At 41.8% G+C, this 19922-nt stretch carries 16 protein-coding genes and 1 riboswitch; of the genes, 14 read left to right on the top strand and 2 right to left on the bottom strand.

All coding sequences use genetic code 11. The annotated features are described in order from the left end of the window. Window positions 1-2 precede the first annotated feature (2 nt). Window positions 3-2846, bottom strand: coding sequence for an excinuclease ABC subunit UvrA (gene uvrA / locus U0035_RS06900; protein WP_114789277.1), 2844 nt, complete (start codon window positions 2844-2846; stop codon window positions 3-5). A gap of 255 nt (window positions 2847-3101) precedes the next feature. On the opposite strand from uvrA, the gene U0035_RS06895 reads away from it, so the two are divergent. The 8 genes from U0035_RS06895 (at window position 3102) to U0035_RS06860 (ending at window position 11938) form a co-directional block, all read left to right on the top strand. After that, the gene (locus U0035_RS06895) at window positions 3102-3809 is read left to right on the top strand and encodes a hypothetical protein (protein WP_114789276.1); all 708 of its coding nucleotides are present in this window, start codon (window positions 3102-3104) and stop codon (window positions 3807-3809) included. A 213-nt stretch (window positions 3810-4022) separates the two neighbouring features. Then, window positions 4023-4697 carry a YiaD family glycine zipper/OmpA-like lipoprotein gene (locus U0035_RS06890; protein WP_114789275.1) on the top strand — a complete coding sequence of 225 codons (675 nt, stop codon included), beginning with the start codon at window positions 4023-4025 and terminating at the stop codon, window positions 4695-4697. 144 nt (window positions 4698-4841) lie between these two features. After that, window positions 4842-5447 (top strand): porin family protein, encoded by a 606-nt coding sequence (locus U0035_RS06885; RefSeq protein ID WP_114789274.1) that lies wholly within the window; start codon window positions 4842-4844, stop codon window positions 5445-5447. A gap of 171 nt (window positions 5448-5618) precedes the next feature. Then, window positions 5619-6320 carry a porin family protein gene (locus tag U0035_RS06880; RefSeq protein WP_114789273.1) on the top strand — a complete coding sequence of 234 codons (702 nt, stop codon included), beginning with the start codon at window positions 5619-5621 and terminating at the stop codon, window positions 6318-6320. A gap of 70 nt (window positions 6321-6390) precedes the next feature. After that, window positions 6391-6505, top strand: a riboswitch (SAM riboswitch). Between the two features lie 323 nt (window positions 6506-6828). After that, on the top strand, window positions 6829-8139 hold the full coding sequence (locus tag U0035_RS06875; RefSeq protein WP_114789272.1) for an O-acetylhomoserine aminocarboxypropyltransferase/cysteine synthase family protein: 1311 nt from the start codon (window positions 6829-6831) through the stop codon (window positions 8137-8139). A 52-nt stretch (window positions 8140-8191) separates the two neighbouring features. Then, complete coding sequence (locus tag U0035_RS06870; RefSeq protein WP_114789713.1) at window positions 8192-9229, top strand: homoserine O-acetyltransferase family protein; 1038 nt, start codon at window positions 8192-8194, stop codon at window positions 9227-9229. Window positions 9230-9253: 24 nt separating this feature from the next. Further along, complete coding sequence (locus U0035_RS06865; protein ID WP_114789271.1) at window positions 9254-10510, top strand: homoserine dehydrogenase; 1257 nt, start codon at window positions 9254-9256, stop codon at window positions 10508-10510. 174 nt (window positions 10511-10684) lie between these two features. Beyond that, window positions 10685-11938: a proline dehydrogenase family protein gene (locus U0035_RS06860; RefSeq protein ID WP_245957589.1), complete on the top strand. Its 1254-nt coding sequence runs from the start codon at window positions 10685-10687 to the stop codon at window positions 11936-11938. On the opposite strand, the gene U0035_RS06855 is transcribed toward U0035_RS06860, so the two are convergent. Continuing rightward, window positions 11935-12375, bottom strand: a complete 441-nt coding sequence (locus U0035_RS06855) for a DUF6526 family protein (protein WP_114789270.1) — start codon at window positions 12373-12375, stop codon at window positions 11935-11937. The genes U0035_RS06860 and U0035_RS06855 overlap by 4 nt on opposite strands. 204 nt (window positions 12376-12579) lie before the next feature. Between U0035_RS06855 and U0035_RS06850 the strand changes: the two genes are divergently transcribed. From U0035_RS06850 to U0035_RS06830, 6 genes are all read left to right on the top strand, one after another. Then, window positions 12580-13374 (top strand): thymidylate synthase, encoded by a 795-nt coding sequence (locus tag U0035_RS06850; RefSeq protein ID WP_114789269.1) that lies wholly within the window; start codon window positions 12580-12582, stop codon window positions 13372-13374. 103 nt (window positions 13375-13477) lie between these two features. After that, entirely contained in the window at window positions 13478-13795 is a 318-nt protein-coding gene (locus U0035_RS22925; protein ID WP_211316337.1) for a four helix bundle protein, read from the top strand. 58 nt (window positions 13796-13853) lie between these two features. Then, window positions 13854-14345: a dihydrofolate reductase gene (locus U0035_RS06845; RefSeq protein ID WP_114789268.1), complete on the top strand. Its 492-nt coding sequence runs from the start codon at window positions 13854-13856 to the stop codon at window positions 14343-14345. A 134-nt stretch (window positions 14346-14479) separates the two neighbouring features. Next, window positions 14480-15280, top strand: a complete 801-nt coding sequence (locus U0035_RS06840) for an O-methyltransferase (protein ID WP_114789267.1) — start codon at window positions 14480-14482, stop codon at window positions 15278-15280. A gap of 88 nt (window positions 15281-15368) precedes the next feature. Beyond that, window positions 15369-16748: an RsmF rRNA methyltransferase first C-terminal domain-containing protein gene (locus tag U0035_RS06835; protein ID WP_114789266.1), complete on the top strand. Its 1380-nt coding sequence runs from the start codon at window positions 15369-15371 to the stop codon at window positions 16746-16748. A 241-nt stretch (window positions 16749-16989) separates the two neighbouring features. After that, complete coding sequence (locus tag U0035_RS06830; protein WP_114789265.1) at window positions 16990-19911, top strand: TonB-dependent receptor plug domain-containing protein; 2922 nt, start codon at window positions 16990-16992, stop codon at window positions 19909-19911. Window positions 19912-19922 lie beyond the last annotated feature (11 nt).

The raw sequence follows: 19922 nt of genomic DNA, 5'->3' as shown, positions 1-19922 counted from the left end.
GTTTAATTAAGTTCGGTTTTAAGAAAATGGCCAGTATAGCTTTCTTTACATCTTATGAGTCCTTCAGGCGTGCCTTCAAATAAGATCTGACCACCGCCATCTCCGCCCTCCGGTCCCAGGTCAATAATATGGTCTGCGATCTTGATCACGTCCATATTGTGTTCAATAATCAATACCGTATTGCCCCTGTCGGCCAGCTTATCCAAAACAGCAATCAGGTGCTTAATGTCCTCGAAATGCAGGCCCGTAGTCGGTTCATCTAAGATATAAAAAGTTTTGCCGGTATCTTTTTTTGAAAGCTCGGTACTGAGCTTTACCCGTTGTGCTTCACCGCCGCTGAGTGTTACGGCGCTTTGCCCTAATGTAATATAGCCCAAACCTACGTCCTGTAAGGTTTTTATTTTCCTGAATATATTGGGCACTGCCTGGAAGAATACAACAGCATCATCAACGGTCATGTCTAATACATCTGAAATCGATTTGCCTTTATAACGTATTTCCAGCGTCTCCCGGTTATATCTTTTGCCGTTACATTTCTCACAGGGCACATATACATCGGGCAGGAAATTCATTTCAATAACACGCATACCGCCGCCTTCACAAACATCACAGCGGCCGGTTTTTACATTAAATGAAAACCGGCCTGCATTATACCCGCGTATCTTGGCTTCAGGTACCGAGGCAAATAAAGTCCTGATATCAGTAAAAAATCCGCAGTAAGTAGAAGGATTACTGCGCGGTGTTCGTCCAATGGGCGACTGGTCAATCTCTACCACCTTGTCGATATGCTCCAATCCTTTTACTGATTTATGCGGCATCGCCTGCATTTTGCTGGCAGGGAAACAATGATTGCTTAAAATAGGATAAAGGGTTTCATTAATTAATGTAGACTTGCCGCTGCCACTTACGCCGGTAACTACAATCATTTTACCCAGGGGGAGTTTCACACTTACACCCTGAAGATTATTACCGGTTACACCTTTTAGTTCTACAAATTTTCCATTGCCTTTGCGGCGTTCCTTTGGAGTTTCTATTTTTAGATGCCCATTTAAGTACCCTGCGGTGATGGTATCCAGCTTTAAAATTTCTTCAGGTGTTCCTTGTGCTACTACGCGCCCCCCATGATGCCCCGCACGAGGGCCGATATCGATCAGGTAGTCGGCTGCCAGCATAATGTCCTTATCATGCTCCACTACTAAAACGCTGTTGCCAATATCGCGCAGGTTTTGTAAAGAGTGAATAAGACGCTGGTTGTCTCTTTGATGTAAACCAATAGAGGGCTCGTCCAATATATAAGTGATGCCCTGCAATTGTGATCCTATTTGTGTTGCCAGCCTTATCCTTTGCGACTCACCACCACTCAAGGTTCTGCTGGGCCGGTTCAGCGATAGGTAGGTAAGCCCTACATCCAGTAAAAAGCCTAAACGCTCTCTTATTTCTTTGAGGATATCTTTTGCGATCGCATTTTGTTTTTTGCTCAGGCGCAATTCAATGCCATCCAGCCATGCCGCCAGGTTATCCAGGTTGAGGTTGCTTAAATAAGCAATATTTTTATTATCGATCTTAAACCAGAGGCTTTCCTTTTTTAAACGGTCGCCGTTGCAGGAAGGGCAGGGCTGCAGTTCCATGAATTTTTCTACCCACTCGCGTAACCCTTCATTACTTTGCGTAGAAAGATACCAGCGCTTGAGCATCGGAATAATGCCCTCGTAACTTCCGGAATAATAATCAGGAATGGACTCATCTGTTCCGTCAAGATGTAATGACTGAACGGCATCTCCATCCCCATATAATAACAGGTCGAGCTGGGCTTGTGGTATATCTTTAAGGGGTTTACCCAGGTTGATCTTGTGTTTTCTGGCAAAAGCTTCTACCTGCTTAAATACACTGGCTTCCCTTTCTTCGCCTAACGGAGCAATGCCCCCTTCTTTAATAGTCTTGGAAGTGTCGGGCAGCACCAGGTTCATATTGATCACCGAACTGGTGCCCAGGCCACGGCAATAGGGGCAGGCACCATAGGGCGAATTAAAAGAAAAGGAGTTAGGAGAAGGCTCTTCGTAACCGATCCCTGTGTCTTCACACATCAGCATTTTTGAATATTGGGTAACTTCTGTTTCATCATTCACCAATACAAAGAGCAGGTCTTTGCCTAGCTTTAAACCCTGCTGAACGCTCTGACTCAGTCGTGCTTTTAAATCACCTGTTACCTGCAGCCGGTCCACTACCAATTCAATGTCATGGATTTTGTAACGATCTACCTGCATTTTTGCTGTAATGTCTTTGATCTCCCCATCGACACGAACTTTTAAAAATCCCTTCTTGCGTACATCTTCAAATAGTTCCCGATAATGGCCTTTGCGCCCTCTTACTAATGGAGCCAGCAGGTTTATTTTTTTGCCATTAAACCGATCGAAAATATTTTCCACGATTTCTTCTTCGCTCCACTTCACCATTTTTTTGCCCGTGTTGTAGGAATAGGCTTCGCCTACCCGTGCATAAAACAAACGGAAAAAATCATATACCTCGGTAACGGTACCTACTGTTGATCGGGGGTTTTTATTGGTGGTCTTCTGTTCAATTGAGATTACAGGGGAAAGGCCTGTGATCTGATCCACATCCGGCCGCTCCATATCACCAATAAACTGGCGTGCATAGGCGCCAAATGTTTCCATATAACGACGTTGCCCCTCTGAATAAATGGTGTCAAATGCCAGGGAGGATTTCCCGCTGCCGCTAATGCCGGTGATAACTACCAATTCGTTCTTGGGTATAGATATATCGATGTTTTTCAGGTTGTGGACCCTTGCACCGGTAACATCAATCGTATTTAAGTCTTTATTTTTCAATTTATTCCCCTCGTTTTTTGTGAATTTAGTACGTGCAAAATTAGTGCGGATCTAAATCATAACTAAAATCTAAAATAAAGGTTTAATCGACGGTAAATAAATTTTGGCATAATAATTTCTTTTTAGATGGATTGATTCCAATAGCGTCATACGGTGATACGGGACCTTATTGGATTTTAATATAAACAAGACCGGGATGCAGGTAGCTTTTAACCCAATCCTGGTGTGACCATTAAAACCGTAAAAAAACGACAAATGAAAAAGAACTTTCTTTTAGCAGCGGTGCTCTCTTTAACTATAGCTGCCACATCTTATGCTCAAACATCTGCTACGCCCGAAGTACCCCGGAATTACAAGCCACAGCCTAAGGAGTTAGCTCCTATGCCCGGGGAATTAACGGATGAAATGATATTTCCGGTACTGGGTAAGTACGACTATGTAGATAAAGAGGGAGCAGTTGCAAGTGTTACTATAACGAGGGATGCTGAAAATAAAGGGGTTGTTTGGGTGAATGGTATGCCACAGGGTAAATTTAAAGCAGATCTGAAATTATCACCCAGTACCTATAAAATCCCGGTACAGAAAACACTTCAGAATGATGTAGACGGTGTAGTGGCTACTGATGATGCTGCTACTACTGATGGAACCGGAAAACCATCGCCAAGATACTCAGGCAAATCATTAAAAGAGGGTACGTTGATTTTTGATTCAGCGAGTCATAAATTATATGTGAATGTAGGTGCTAAGTTTGATGAAGAAAATCCTGCAGCTATATTCCCTGAAATGACAGCGGACGATAGTACTGCAATGGAGGTTTCAGCTGAGGAAGTTGATGCAACGCAAGAAAATGCAAAAAAGTCAGAGAAAAAAGATAAGAAAAAAACTTCCCTTGCCAAGGGAACCAATTATGTGTTGACCAAAGTTGTAGAAGTAGCTGCAGCGCCTGTTAACACACAGCAGTAAACAATGTCCTATAAAAATTTGTAAAAGGTTGCCTCGTAAGGCAACCTTTTTATATGTTCATTTGTCTATATTCAAAATTCACTGGCACGTAGTTTGTTAACTGCCTGTTAGGGACATGAGAAGATTAGGGTCAGGTGAAAATAAAAGCATATATGTTTGATGTTAGCATTTATTTTTGCAGCTTTAATATTATAAATCTTAAAAACTTATTCGATGAAAATTGTTAAAACAACATTATTCGCCACTGCTTTTGCAGGTTTAACTTTAGCAGGTTGCGAAAGTGCAACCAGAACTCAAAAAGGTGCGGCCATTGGTGTTGGTGGTGGTGCTGCCGTAGGCGCGGTAATTGGTAAAGCTACAGGTAACACAGCTTTAGGAGCTATCATTGGTGCCGCTGTTGGTGGTACTGCGGGAGCTATTATTGGAAAAAAAATGGATAAGCAGGCGGAAGAGATCAAGCAGGAGGTACCGGGTGCGAAAGTGGAAAGGGTCGAAGAAGGCATCGTGGTAGAATTCAGCAGTGCCGTATTATTTGGTTTTGACCAGGCTGCACTAACTACTGCATCCAAATCTACCTTAGACGACCTGATCACCATTTTGAATAAATATCCTGATACAGATGTGGAAATACAGGGGCATACCGATAATACCGGTACAGAAAAGTACAACCAGGCCTTATCTGAAAGAAGGGCCTCTGTTGTATCCAATTATCTGGCAGATAAAGGAATTGGCCTGCAAAGGTTAAGCACTATCGGGTATGGTTTGAGAAATCCTAAATACTCAAACGATACACCCGACGGCCGTTCTAAAAACCGTCGTGTGGAATTCCTGATCACTGCAAACGACAAGATGAAATCTGACGCCGCTAAAGAAGCAGGCACAAAATAATCAGAAAACTTTAAGGTAAATGGTCTTGTTGTCCGTTTACCTGATCAATCGGTTCGCATTTTTAATCCGTATCTTATGGAACTATATTCGCAGCGTTTTGTGCGAAGCTCCATCAGACCATTTATTACATAAAAAATTATACTGATGAAACTCAAAAAATTACTATTTGGAGGTTTGTTATTTACAGCGTTTAGTTTAACAGCGTTACAATCGAATGCGCAGGCAGGCCGTTTTGGTGTGAATGCAGGAGTTAATTTCTCCAATATTACCGGGAAAGATGCTCCGGATGCATATAAATTAAAAACAGGATTTCAGGCTGGTGTAACCTATGATATAGGTATTGCCGATGATTTTGTTGTTCAACCTGGATTGAGCTACGTGCAGAATGGTGCTAAAATAGACGGTTTTGACGCGAAAGTACAATTGAATTATCTTCAATTGCCTATTACTTTCCAATATCAGCCAGAATTAGGTAATGGCCATCTCCTGTTAGGTGTTGGTCCATATGTGGGGCTGGGCATTGGACAAGTTAAGGGAACCGGCGGTGATCTGACGATAAAAAGAGATTGGGATCAGGCAGGTTTTAAGAAATTCGATGCTGGTGGAAAATTATTGGCAGGGTATCAACTTAGCAATGGAGTTTCTTTAAACCTGAATGCTAATTTGGGACTGGTGAAATTGCCTGATACTGATAACCCGGCGACTATCAACAACACTTCGTTCGGAGTAACGGTTGGATACAAATTCTAAGTCAATAATATCTGGATATTCGAAGCCTTCGGTTACAGCCGAAGGCTTTATTGTTTGGATAGCTAACAGGCTAAATTTTAACTTTTTGTAGCACTGTTGCGGATCTAAATCTTACTGCGTCTTAGACGCCAACATCGTTTATATTTGCAGTTAACTTAAAATTTAAAGCTTATGAGATTAAGACCGTTTTTATTGGTGCTGATGCTGACTTCTTTTTTGGGAATCTTTGGTTCCGCTAAGGCTCAGCTAGGTGTTCGGGCCGGTTTTAACGCCTATAATGTGATCTCCAGGGATGGAAATGGCAATGAGTTATATGGAGATCCCAAGCTGAATCCGGGTTTTCATGTAGGTGTAACCTATGATTATCTGATTGCGAATAATTTTTATGTACAGCCTGCAGTCTTGTTTAGCACCAAAGGCTATCGCATCAAAAATGTTGGAGAGACTGCTTCTTTTGAATCTTATATGAATCCCTATTACATAGAAATGCCGGTAAACATCCTGTATGCACCCAGGCTTGGGAAAGGCCGCCTTTTACTGGGAGCAGGGCCGTATATCGCTTATGGCATTGGTGGCAGAGGACAGAACTATGATAAAAAAATAGAAGAAGGAGTTGTGGTACGGAACGATCAAAGCGCTAACCTCCAATTTCTGGACGATGTAGCCGACCTTAAAGAGGGAAAATGGGCTTATGGTAAAACATGGGATTATGGCGTTCAGATATTGGAAGGATATGAGTTTAATGACCGACTATCATTCCAGGTTAATGCGCAGCTGGGTTTAGCCAATATTTATCCCGACAATAAAGGTGTTACATCTACTAACAAGCTAAGAAATATTGGTTTTGGCCTTTCAGTAGGCTATATATTTTAAATTGGTTTCTTTGACAGAACAGTTTTTTATTTGATATTTCTGCTTTATATTTGCGCCTCGTTCTTTTATATACTTATCAAGAAAGGCAGAGGGTATGGCCCTGTGAAGCCTTGGCAACCTGTTCCCGGTTTAATGGAACAAGGTGCCAATTCCAACTCCGGATTTTATTCGGAGAAAGATAAGCCGGTAGTTTCAAATTCAAACATCTCATTAATATGTGAAGCCCGCCTGCTTATCTGGCGGGCTTTTTTATTGCTTTTCTTGCCGGGTATATTACCTGAATGGAAAGCCAAAATGAATTTTATTTTGTAATAACAAAAAATGGAAATATTTTAGAGGAGATGTTTCAACAAACACATACAGGATCTTCTTCTACCATTGCCTTTGCAATGTGTTGCTGTATGCGTTGTATGCCCCTGCGGGCATAATATATCTTCTAAGGCTCAGGCCTTTCCATACTATTTTTTGCGGTTATTCCATTTTATTCTTCATTCTTATAAACATTTTTATGAGCCAGAAACTACATTTCGACACTTTACAATTACACGCCGGTCAGCAACCCGATCCCACAACCGGAAGCCGGGCTTTGCCCATTTATCAAACTACTTCTTACCAGTTCAAAAATGCCGAACATGCGGCGAATCTCTTTGGATTAAGAGAGTTTGGAAATATCTATACCCGTATCATGAACCCCACTACGGATGTATTTGAGCAAAGGCTGGCAGCCTTAGAAGGGGGTGTGGCTGCGGTTGCGACTGCTTCAGGACAGGCCGCACAATTTTTAGCCATTACCAATATCCTTGAAGCAGGGGACAATTTCGTAAGCACATCTTTTGTATACGGTGGTACTTATAACCAGTTCAAGGTTGCTTTTAAAAGATTGGGTATTGAAGCGCGGTTTGCAGAAGGTGATAATGTGGACAGCTTCCGGACCAGAATTGACGATAAAACCAAAGCTATTTACCTGGAAACCATTGGCAATCCCAAATTGAATATACCGGATTTTGAAAAGTTCGTGGCATTAGCAAAGGAATTCGATATCCCATTGATTGTTGACAATACATTTGGAGCCGGCGGTTACCTGTTCAAACCCATTGAGCATGGAGCTAATATTGTAGTGAATTCGGCCACAAAGTGGATAGGCGGCCACGGTACAAGCATTGGTGGTGTTATCATTGATGGGGGAAATTTCAACTGGGGGAACGGTAAATTTCCACATTTTACGGAGCCTTCAGATGGATATCATGGTCTGAAGTTCTGGGAAGTTTTTGGGGAAGGTAATCCGCTCGGCCTGCCTAACATTGCATTTGCTATCAGGGCGCGCGTGGAAGGATTGAGAGATTTTGGTCCGGCACTGAGTCCTTTTAATTCTTTCCTGCTATTACAGGGAATTGAAACCTTATCGTTACGGGTGCAACGCACTGTCGATAATGCATTGGCTCTGGCTAAGTGGTTGGAAGCACACGATCAGGTAGAATTTGTATGGTATCCGGGCCTGGAAAGCAACGAATACCATGAGTTGGCTAAAAAATACCTGACCAATGGTTTTGGAGGCGTACTGCAGTTTGGAATAAAAGGCGGTATAGAGAACGGCAAGAAGTTTATTGATAGTTTAAAGTTGGTAAGCCACCTGGCTAATGTGGGTGATGCTAAAACGCTGGCTATTCATCCGGCTTCTACTACGCACGAGCAATTGAGCGATGAAGAAAGAAAAGGCGCGGGTGTATTGGATAACCTGATACGCATCAGTGCCGGTATAGAATATATAGATGATATAAAAGCGGATTTTGAGCAGGCTTTTGCTGCTGTATTCGCATAACACAAATTAAAACTGTCTCAGGGCAATAGCGTTGAGACAGTTTTTTATCAATATGAAGCAAGAGGTTTTTAAGTATAGCGGGTTGTTTGTACTGGAGAGTGGAGCAGTGTTGCAGAACCTGCACCTGGCTTATACTACGTATGGAACGTTAAGCAAGAAAGGTGATAATATCGTATGGATATTTCATGCGTTAACAGCTAATAGCTGTCCGCATGAGTGGTGGCCTGACATGATAGGGCAGGGACGGGTATTCGACCCTGCCAAACACTTTATTATTTGCGTAAATATGCCGGGTAGCTGCTACGGCAGCATCAGTCCCCTCGATGTTAATCCTTCAACCGGGACGGCTTACTATCATCAATTTCCTTTTTTTACGATAAGGGACATGGTACATGCTTACCGCCTGTTGCAAGCCCGTTTGGGAATTACAAAGATCAAAGTAGGAATAGGCGGAAGTACCGGAGGACAACAGCTGATGGAGTGGGCCGTGCAGGATCCTGAGCTTTTTGAATACATTTTTCCGATAGCTACCAATGCGGTGCATTCACCCTGGGGGAAAGCCTTCAATGCCTCACAAAGATTGGCCATTGAAGCTGATGCCAGCTGGCAGAATGAGGCAGATGATGCCGGTAGAAAGGGTTTAGAAGTAGCCCGGAGCATAGCTTTGCTGTCTTATAGAACCGATCTGGCTTATAATAAAACCCAGTCGGAAGCCAGTGATGAGCTGATCGAAGGATTTAAGAGCGAAAGCTATCAGCGATACCAGGGTTCAAAACTTTCGGCAAGATTTAATGCTTTTAGTTACTATGCCTTAACCAAAAGTATGGACTCTCATAATTTGGGCAGAGGCAGGGGGAGCGTGGTAGCCGCTTTAAACAGCATTCAAGCGAAAACCCTGGCATTGAGTATGGAGGGGGATATCCTGTTTCCTCCCTATGAGCAGGAATTTATAGCCAGTCATATCCCGGAAGCACATGTGAAATTGATTTTATCCGACTATGGACATGACGGATTTTTATTGGAGTTTGAACAACTCACGGAGGCGATCAGCCATTTTCTGGAGAAAGAACAGGTAATGAGCAATGAATAATTAAAATTTTACAACTATAATATAATGAGTAAACATAGACAATTGGTGATTGGGATGTTTGGTTTTGGAGTGGTAGGGGAAGGATTATATAAAGTACTGAAGCAAACCCCGTCTTTAAGTGCTTCTATTAAAAAAGTATGTATTAAAAATCCGGGTAAGAAACGAAATGCGCCGGATGAGCTTTTTACTACAGATAAAAATGACCTGCTGGAAGATAAAGAGATTAACGTGATAGTGGAAGTGATTGATGACTCTGTTGCTGCTTTCGAAATCGTAAAGACCGCTTTGAAAAATAAAAAAGAGGTGGTGAGCTCCAGTAAAAAGATGATTGCCGAGCATCTCCAGGAGTTGCTGGATTTACAACAAAAAACAGGAAAGTCCTTTTTGTATGAGTCTTCGGCATGTGCTTCTATACCTGCTATCCGTAACCTGGAGGAATATTACGACAATGATTTACTACATAGCATACGTGCCATTGTAAACGGGAGCACGAATTTCATTCTTACTAAAATGTTCGATGAAAATCTGGGTTTCAAAGAAGCTTTATTGTTAGCGCAACAATTAGGCTTTGCCGAGAGCAACCCTACCCTTGATGTGGAGGGATTTGATGCCTTGAACAAATGGGCGATTTTCCTTTGTCATGCTTATGGTATTATTACAACACCCGACCAGATCTTATTCACGGGAATTCAGAATATTCACAAGTCGGACGCGGCGGTAGCCAAAGCACGCGGGCAACAGATCCGTTTGGTAGCTCAGGCTAAAAAGCTGACCGGTGGTGGGGTGGGTGCGTTTGTGTTACCCCAGTTTGTTACGGCAGATAATCCGTTATCCTTTGTAAAGAATGAGTACAATGGTGTTGTTATTGAAAGTGGCTTTGCCGACCAACAGTTTTTTTATGGTAAAGGGGCCGGCAGTTTCCCTACAGCTTCTGCTGTTTTGAGCGATCTGTCCGCACTGCGATATGGTTATAAGTATGAATATAAGAAGTTGTACCATCATGAGCCTAATCAATTAAACGACGATATTTATTTGAAGGTTTATGTGAGTTTCAGTGATGTTAAGAACGTTCCCACTGAAGATTTTGAATGGATTGAGCAGTGGCATGCACAGGAAGATAGAAAGTATTTGTCGGGGGTAATAGCCTTGCAAAAGTTGAAGAACAGCACCTGGTGGAAAGAAAACGGCACTTCTTTGATTCTTGAGCCGGATCCTATACTGGAAAGCATTGAGGAGCGGAAACTGAGAAAGAAGAGCCTGGAATTAGCAGGGCTATTATAAAAGAGCGTATCTGTTTTATTTGTTTTATATGCCATGTGTCAAAGCATGGCATTTTTTATTGCCGTTTATACAGGCTTGTAGCCGTACATCAGCGAAATGGTACCTGAGTGCTTAAGTAGTAAGCTGGGAGCTCGTTTGCTCAAACGGTTGTGCAAACAATTGCATTAAAATAAAATGCTTCATGCTATTTTTGCCGCCATGAGCGTACCCGGAATATCTTTTAATAATACAGAATTTGCTTTTCAATATAAATCAGACAAAGAGCTGAAGCAGGCCCGCACCCTGTTTGGTTTGATGGGTAATCCCATGCTGGTAAAATTGGGTACGCGGCTCACCCCCTGGGCTATCAGGGCCAAATTGCCTGTTAAAGGATTAATACGTGGAACGATCTTTAAACAATTTGCCGGGGGCGAAACACTGCAGCAAACAGCTGGCGTAGCGCAGACTTTGGGTAGGTATAACGTGGATGTCATACTTGACTATGGTGTAGAAGGTGGAGAAGGGGGCGATGCGGAATATGATCAGGCTGCTACCGAGTTTATAAAGGTAATCGATTATGCAGCAACACAGCCCAATATACCTTTTATGAGCGTGAAGGTTACCGGTCTCACCCGATTTGCCTTGTTGGAAAAATTAGATGAGCTTATGCACCGCAAACATGGCTCACTTATTAAGAAATACCTGGGCGCTTTGGAAGAATTAAGCATTGAAGAGCGCGAAGAATGGCACCAGGTTCGTTTAAGAATGATGCGGGTTTGTGAGAAAGCTGCCGAGAGCAATGTGGGAATGCTGGTAGATGCAGAAGAAACATGGATCCAGGATCCGGTAGATGCATTGGTGATGTTAATGATGGATTCTTTTAACAAGGAACGTGTAGTGATTTATAACACGGTGCAACATTACCGGCACGACCGGCTACAATTCTTAAAAGATTGTATTGATGCCGGAAAGGAACGAGGTTTTATTTTGGGTGTGAAACTGGTACGCGGCGCCTATATGGAAAAAGAAAGAAAACGTGCAGAAGAAAAGGGATACCCGTCTCCCATTCAGCCCGATAAAGCCAGCAGTGACCGCGATTTCGATGCGGGTGTAGCGCTTTGTATAGAAAATTTAGAAAAAGTAAGTCTCCTCGTGGCATCGCACAACGAACATAGTAATATGCTGGCAGTGGATAAACTCAGGCAATTAAACATACCTCTTAACCACCCTCATGTAAGCTTTAGTCAGCTATATGGTATGAGTGATAACATTACCTTTAACCTGGCTAAAGCGGGTTGTAACGTGAGCAAGTATCTTCCCTTCGGACCTATTGAAGATGTGATTCCTTATCTCATGCGCCGGGCACAGGAAAATACCTCGGTTAAGGGACAAACCGGTCGGGAGCTGGGTTTGATTCAAAAAGAACTGAAGCGACGCAGGCAGCTTTAAACCCTTCTTTCATCTGCTTTCCAGTTAATAATACTTTCCTTTATAGTTTTAGGTGAAAGGTTTTCCTTAACCGCCCTCATCACCAGCGGCACTAATTCTTCATCCGGGGCAAAACGAAGTGCAGCAATTTGTCCGAAAGATAATTTTGATTCGATCGGTTCAAAATCCTTTCCGGTAAGCATCGAATATTTATGGCGCAGTTCAAGGCGAACCAGCCGGTTTTGCAGGGTCAGCGCGTAATGCTGGCGCAACATAAATGAAACCCAGATAATGAGTATCAATAGCAGCAAAATAAATAGCCAGATGGATTGAAGTTCCCCTTCAGCCTTAATAGCCTTGTATCCTGCCACGAAGGAGAGTATCAGCGCCACCGGGTAAAACACAAAATGATGTGCAGGATAATATCTGATGTGATTTTTATAATTCTGAGCTTTCATTATGATTGATTTCTGACTTGTGGTAAAGGTATACAACTTGTAACAGCAATGATAATCAATGTTGTTTAAAGGGAAAACAAATTAATATACCGCTAAAAGTAAATCATCTGAATAATGCAAGTTTCAGGCCTTTTTTAAATTAACCCGTTTCGCACATACCACCGGCGGGATTTTTATGGAAGGGATTATTAACTATCTTGCACTATGCAACAGTATTTAAATTTACTTCACCATATCCTGGATAACGGTACGCAGAAAACGGATCGTACCGGCACAGGTACGATCAGCACTTTCGGATACCAGCTGCGTTTTGACCTGCAAAAAGGCTTTCCGCTGGTGACAACGAAAAGAGTTCACCTGAAAAGTATTATACATGAATTACTTTGGTTTTTAAAAGGCGAGACCAATATCGCTTATTTGAAAGAGCATAGCGTACGTATTTGGGACGAATGGGCAAATGAAGAAGGTGAGCTGGGGCCTGTGTATGGCAAACAATGGCGCAGCTGGGAGGGAAAAGATGGAAAAGTAATCGACCAGATTGCCGACCTGATCAGCCAGATCAAAAAGACGCCTGATAGTCGCCGCTTAATAGTGAGTGCATGGAATGTAGGCGAATTGCCGGAGATGGCGTTGATGCCCTGCCATACCTTATTCCAGTTTTATGTGGCTGACGGAAAGTTGAGCTGCCAGTTATATCAACGTAGTGCTGATGTTTTCCTGGGAGTGCCGTTCAATATTGCGTCCTACGCATTGTTAACTATGATGGTAGCTCAGGTTTGCGACTTAGAGCCGGGAGACTTTATACATACTTTTGGCGACGTCCACATTTACAATAATCATATCGAACAGGTAAATTTACAATTGAGTCGCGAACCTTACCCGTTACCTGTGATGAAGATCAATCCTGAAGTAAAGGATATTTTTGGTTTTCAGTATGATGATTTCAAACTGGAAAATTATCAGAGTCATCCTGCTATAAAGGCACCTGTTGCGGTATAGTATGAATGAAATGAAGAATGTTAAATATGAAATGTCAACGGAAGTACATCCGGTTATGGAACGAGTATATAATCTTGAGGGCAGGCTGGTTTAGTTTGCAATCATGATGCTTAATGTGTGCGACCTCCTGCCATTTACTAAAACAGGGAGCAATTTAGCGCATCAATTATGTAAAAGCGGAACGGCACCTGCTCTATTGTATGGAGAGGTACAAGCTGCAGAGTCAAAGGCTGACTTCATACATAAAATGGGAGTACTTTTGAAAGAGTTGCGGGAAACAAAGATTAATCTGAGAATAATTATAGAAAAACCTGTAATTGTGAACGATATTCTATTGCCGGCGTTTAAGGAATGTAACGAACTCGTTGCTATCTTTACTGCAAGCAGAGAGACTGCTAAAAGGAATTCAAATAATAAATAATACTCCTTGCATCTTACGTTATACATTTTACATTCTACATTCAAAATTCTATATTCTTATGATTATTTCATTAGTAGTGGCAGCATCTAATAACAATGTAATCGGCAAAGACAACCGCCTGGTATGGAGTTTACCGGATGACATGAAGCATTTTAAAAATGTTACCTGGGGAATGCCGGTTGTAATGGGGCGCAAAACTTTTGAAAGCTTTAAGAGACCGTTGCCCGGTAGAAAGAATATCGTGTTGAGTAATCAAAAGGGATTAAAGATCGATGGCGCCATTGTTTTAAACAGTGTGAAAGATGTAGCATTTATGATGAAAGAAGCCGATGTAAAAGAACTGATGGTCATAGGCGGGGGAGAAATATATAAAATGTATTATCCCAAAGCTAACAGGATTTATCTGACACGTGTTGATACGGTGATAGAGGGCGATACCCATTTCCCCGTAATTGAAGAAAAAGAATGGAAGCTGGTGAGCTCGATTCAAAATAAGGCAGACGATAAACATGCTTTTGATTACACTTATGAAGTGTGGGAGCGGAAGTGAACAGGGAGCAGGAAGTAGTTCTTTACCCGTCGTCCGTTATTTGTCACCCAGCTCTATCTACGGAGTGTGATGTACGATCCATCACCGGTCATCCAATATCCAGCATCCAGTATCCAATATCAAAATTATTTCCCATGGTTTATTCTCCTTTACAAGCTGCCGCTAAGTATTTTAAGTATTATGTTCATGCTGCCAACAGTAAGGGACATGGTATGCATTCTCCTTTTGTATATGAGTTTATCACGAAAGTGATGAATGATTTTACGAAGTATGAAGCATATGAAAAAGTAGAGCAGCTCAGAAAGCAATTGCTCTCCGATTCCACTGAATTGCTGATTGAAGATATGGGAGCCGGCTCATCAGCTACATCCTCTGATAGAAGAACTGTTAGCTCTATTGCAAAAAATGCAGCAAAGCCAAAAAAGTTCGGACAGTTATTATACCGGATGGCAAAATTTTACCAGCCACAAACGATACTTGAGCTGGGAACATCATTAGGTATTACCAGCAGCTATTTAGCTTTGGGCAATCCCTCAGCAAAAGTGATTACTATGGAAGGCGCATCCAGCGTAGCTGACAAAGCACTGGATAATTTTCGGCAGCTTCATATTCGGAATATAGAATTGGTGCGTGGGAATTTCGATTCCACGCTGGATGATGTATTAGGTACGAATCAACGTATTGATCTGGCTTTTATCGACGGCAATCATCGTCAGGAGCCTACTGAAAGGTATTTTCAGCAACTGCTGCCCCACGTACACAATGACACGCTTTTGGTTTTTGATGATATACATTGGAGCAAGGGAATGGAAACAGCCTGGAAAAATATCGTTCAACATGAAGCCGTATCCTGCGATATAGATCTGTTTTATATCGGCATCGTTAGCTTCAGAAAAGAGTTCAAAGAAAAACAGAGTTTTACTGTGCGGGTGTAGTAGGCTATAGCCGTCTCATTCTTTTTCTGTACAAAATATTAAAGCCCGGTCAAATAAAGTTTTGTCGTGCTTTGTTTATTTTTGCGGGGTGCAATTACCTTCCGCTTTAATACAGTCTTTACAGGGACTGCCCGGCTTTAATGAACAGCAATTTGTAGACATACATAATGCTGATATACCTGTTACTTCTATAAGATTAAATCCTGCAAAGCCGGAAGTTGTTTTGCAATCGTTTAACGACAGAGATATCAATTGCATGCCGATACCATGGACCAGCAACGGATACTATTTGTCTGAACGGCCATCCTTTACTTTTGACCCTTTATTTCATGCTGGCACTTACTATGTACAGGAGGCCAGCAGTATGTTTCTGGAGCAGGCACTACAACAGTCTGTTGATGTGTCGAATCCTTTACGTGTCTTAGATCTTTGTGCAGCGCCTGGCGGCAAATCAACCCACCTGCAATCGCTTCTATCTCCAGGAAGTTTGCTGGTGAGCAATGAGGTGATCAGGCAACGCGTTAACATACTAAAAGATAATATCGTAAAGTGGGGTAGTAGCAGTGTGGTTGTTACGAATAATGATCCCAAAGATTTTTCAAAGCTGAAAGGATATTTTGATGTGATCTTGGTAGATGCTCCCTGTAGCGGCAGCGGTTTGTTTCGCAGAGATGAAGAAGCCATTGATGAGTGGAGCGAAAATAACGTGGTGCTCTGTAGCCAGCGTCAGCAAAGGATTTTAGCCGATGTGCTGCCGGCGCTCAAAGAAGGCGGTGTGCTAATCTATTCCACCTGCTCTTATTCTCAACAGGAAGATGAAGATATTGCTGACTGGTTGACCAGTGAGTTTGCTTTATCTAATATCTCCTTCAAGATACAGGATGATTGGCATATAACTGAAGCTGTAACCTCATCAGGAAATAGGGGCTATCGTTTCTGGCCGCATCTTGCAAAAGGTGAAGGATTTTTTTTAGCCGCTTTCCAACTCCATGAAGGCGATATTTACAAGAACAAAAACAGACATGCAATAAAGGCTGCAACAAAACAATTATCGCCATTGGTTGCTGCATGGGCTAACCCTGATAACAACGAGTTGATACAGGTGAATGATAAAATATATGCATGGCCTGCTGCTTTGTTTGGAGACTTTGATCTCATATTACAACATCTGAGAATTATTTATTCCGGTACTTTATTGGGAGAGCTGGCCCATAAAAAGCTAATTCCGGATCATGCATTGGCTATGAGCAGAATGGTAGGGGAAGCAATTGGTCGCACTGAATTACAGCTCTCCGAATCTATTTCTTATCTTCAAAAAAATACCATAGAAAATACCGGCTGGACCAGCGGCTGGCAACTCGCTACCTATAACAATCATGCCTTAGGATGGATGAATGTGCTGCCCAATAGAATCAACAATTATTACCCCAAAGAACTGCGTATTTTGAAGCAAAAAATTAACAACTGAAACGTTTTTGCTCAACGTCCTCGTATTGCCACAATATTAAATTGTTAAATTTTGCGCATACGGTTGCGCATTATTTTACGCATTTTTAGTCTATACATTTACATTCAAGACCAGATAGCTTAGCATTGGCTGTATAGTTTCTAACGAAGTTTCCAGCGCCTTTTATACAAATGTTAAAAAATATCAGGGCTGAAAATTTAACAATTGCCGGCGTACGAATAAACTAAAAACAATTAACTAGATGAGAATAGTAAAAGGTATAGGTTTACTAGGAAATATTATTTTTCAATTATTTCTTATTGGCTGCTCGATAGGGGCTAGCGCTCAGACAAGAGATACCAGCGATACATCTTCAACCGTCGATTCTTTGATCTTAACACCGACTATTGGTATTAAGTACGCTAAAGTTTCTTCAGCTAATAATAAATTAATTTTAGATAATGTTACCAGAAACCCGTATATATCCGTTCAGCAATATATTAAGGGAAATGCTGCAGGAACATATATACAAGAGCCAACCGGGGAACCAGGCGTAGCTCAAAATGTGTTTATTCACGGTTTGTCTGCTCCCCTGCTGAACAAGAAGTATTTATATGATCAGCAACCGGCAGTTTATGTAAATGGATTACCGCTGCTCACAGATAATCCTTTTGCTTATGATATTCAGAAATACGATTTTAACCGTATCGGACCGGCTACTAATTTGATGACAATAGTAGACGCTGACAACATTGAATCTATAGAAATACTTAAGAATCCACTTGAATTGGCGTCTTTGGGGCCTATTGCTTCAAACGGCGCTATTTGGATCACTACCAAAAAAAGTTCTTCTTTCGATTTATCTATCAATTCCTATTATGGAATAGTAGCGGCAAACCGGGTTACACCCATTAACGCAAGTTATGAAAACCAGTTCAGACAACAGTTTTATAACAAGTATGGCACATTGAATGATGCGCTAAACTACCCTCAATACCTACGGGATTCAACCAATAACGACTACTATGGGGCCGCTAACTGGACTGATGAATATTACAAAACGGCTGCTTTGTATAATGCCAACTTTGGAATTAGCGCGGGAACAGATAGAGCTAATTACAGATTTTTTGGAAGTATGGCAAAAAATGCCAATAGCGCCGACAATACCTCCATTTCCAAGTACGGAGCCAATTTTATGCTGAATGTAGCTCCTTTGGAATGGCTAATGGTATCAAGTATGATCTCCTATAATCGTTTGGAACGTCAGAGAAACCGTAGTATAAGAGATCGGCTGGCTGAGCAGCGTTATATCCCAGACCTGGCCAATCCGCTTACGCCTAATAAAGACATGTATTCAGCTTACTTGTCCCAATTTGATAAGAGAATTACTATTGATAAGAATGCTAACAATGCACTGGAAGGCTATTTAGCATTGGAAGCTTCCTTAAAAGGATTCCATTATCTGGGAAAAATAGGGTTCGACTATAATGAAGGGTTAAGAGATGTTTTTTGGCCCAGTACGCTTTTGGAAACAAATAATTTTACGTCCGCTTATTTTGGCTATAATCAGCGGCTAATTACCAATCATTCTCTTGATTATTCCTTTGATTTTTCAAATGATCAGCGTTTGAAATTAGGTGTGTTGCAAAGTTTTAATAGTGATATATACCGTTATAACTATGCATACGCCTATAATACGCCTAATGATTTTATCAAGTCGGTAATCGTGAACGGAGATAGGAATGCCGGAGATTATTTGGAACCCCCTGTAGTTGTTCATTATTTCCCCAGCAAAATGAGAACCGCCCTGTTTTCTTTAGGAGGAAATGCTACGTACGAACTTAGCGATATTTTATCAGTTAATGCATTGATTCGTAGAGATGGTTCTTCAGCCATGCCGGTAACACACAAATGGTTTACAGGATATGGTGCGGGAGCAAACTGGGATATCAAAAATCATTTAATGAAAGAGAGGGATGGCTTTTCTGCTTTCTCTTTAAATGCTGCATGGAGCAGACTCGGTAAAACATTTTCGGATGACAGGTATCAGGCCGGACCTCAATATCGTGTGGATCTTGGCTGGGGCAATGAGCCCACTATAGGATCCTATGCCGGTATTGCCGGTTTGTCCAGGCCTTACACAACAGGGTGGGTTGGATATGACATTCCCTGGTCATATGTAGATAAGTTGCAAGTAGGGGCAATGATCGGTTTTATGCAGGACCGGCTAACGATTGGATTAGATATATATAATAAAGATGATAAAAACGGGTTATTCCCCGTTCCTGTTGCCGCCGAATGGGGCTACATCAGTGCCTATAAATCGGGGTTACATGTAAACAATAAAGGAGTTGACCTGACAGTTAAAGCTAATTTGGTTAGGAGCAAAGCAAGCGATTTGTATTGGGACATTAGCTGGAATGCCAATTATAATAAGAATGTGTTAAAAGCATTGCCCGGCGGGTTTGACGAAATTGTCATCGGGGATAATAAACTAAAAGTAGGGGAGGCCGCCGATCAGTTTTGGATATTGCAAAATGCAGGAATTTATAATAACACCAGTGAGATTCCCGCAGGCCTTACGGTACGGGGAGTGCCGGTAAAGGTAGGTGATGCCAAATGGGTTGATGTAAACAGCGATAACACAATTGATAATGAAGATAAAGTACTAAAAGGTAATTACATGCCCAAAATTTCAGGGGGGCTTGGTACTTCAATAGCTTTAAAATCCTTTACGCTGGATGTACAATTGTACTACGCACTTGGGCACAAAGCACTAAATTATTACGCTTCCAAAAGGATGGATTTTATTAATTCCGAGGCTGTACAGGATATCAACTCCGTAAAGGAAATTACCTATTGGGAGAAAAAACAGGATTTAAGCATCTACCCGGTGTACAACGTTTGGAGCAATACCTCTCCATATAGGTCAGACCAGGACATCTTTCTTGAAAATCTTTCTTTTCTAAAATTAAGGTCGCTTTCCCTGGGCTACGATTTTTCTAAAATGCTGAGAGGTAAAGCCTTTAAAAGAAGCCTGCTTTACGTAACCGGCACCAACTTACTGACGTTTACAAAATTTAATGGCGACGATCCGGAATTGGTCAATTACAACGGTTATTACCGGGGCGATGGATTGCCTTTGCCCAAATCGGTAATTGTAGGACTTAAGCTTGATTTTTAACCAACTGTAAA

This window comes from Niabella yanshanensis (genome assembly GCF_034424215.1).
Lineage (GTDB): Bacteria > Bacteroidota > Bacteroidia > Chitinophagales > Chitinophagaceae > Niabella > Niabella yanshanensis.
The sequence above is the reverse complement of the archived record's forward strand: the minus strand, read 5'-3'. Positions and strand labels throughout refer to the sequence as shown.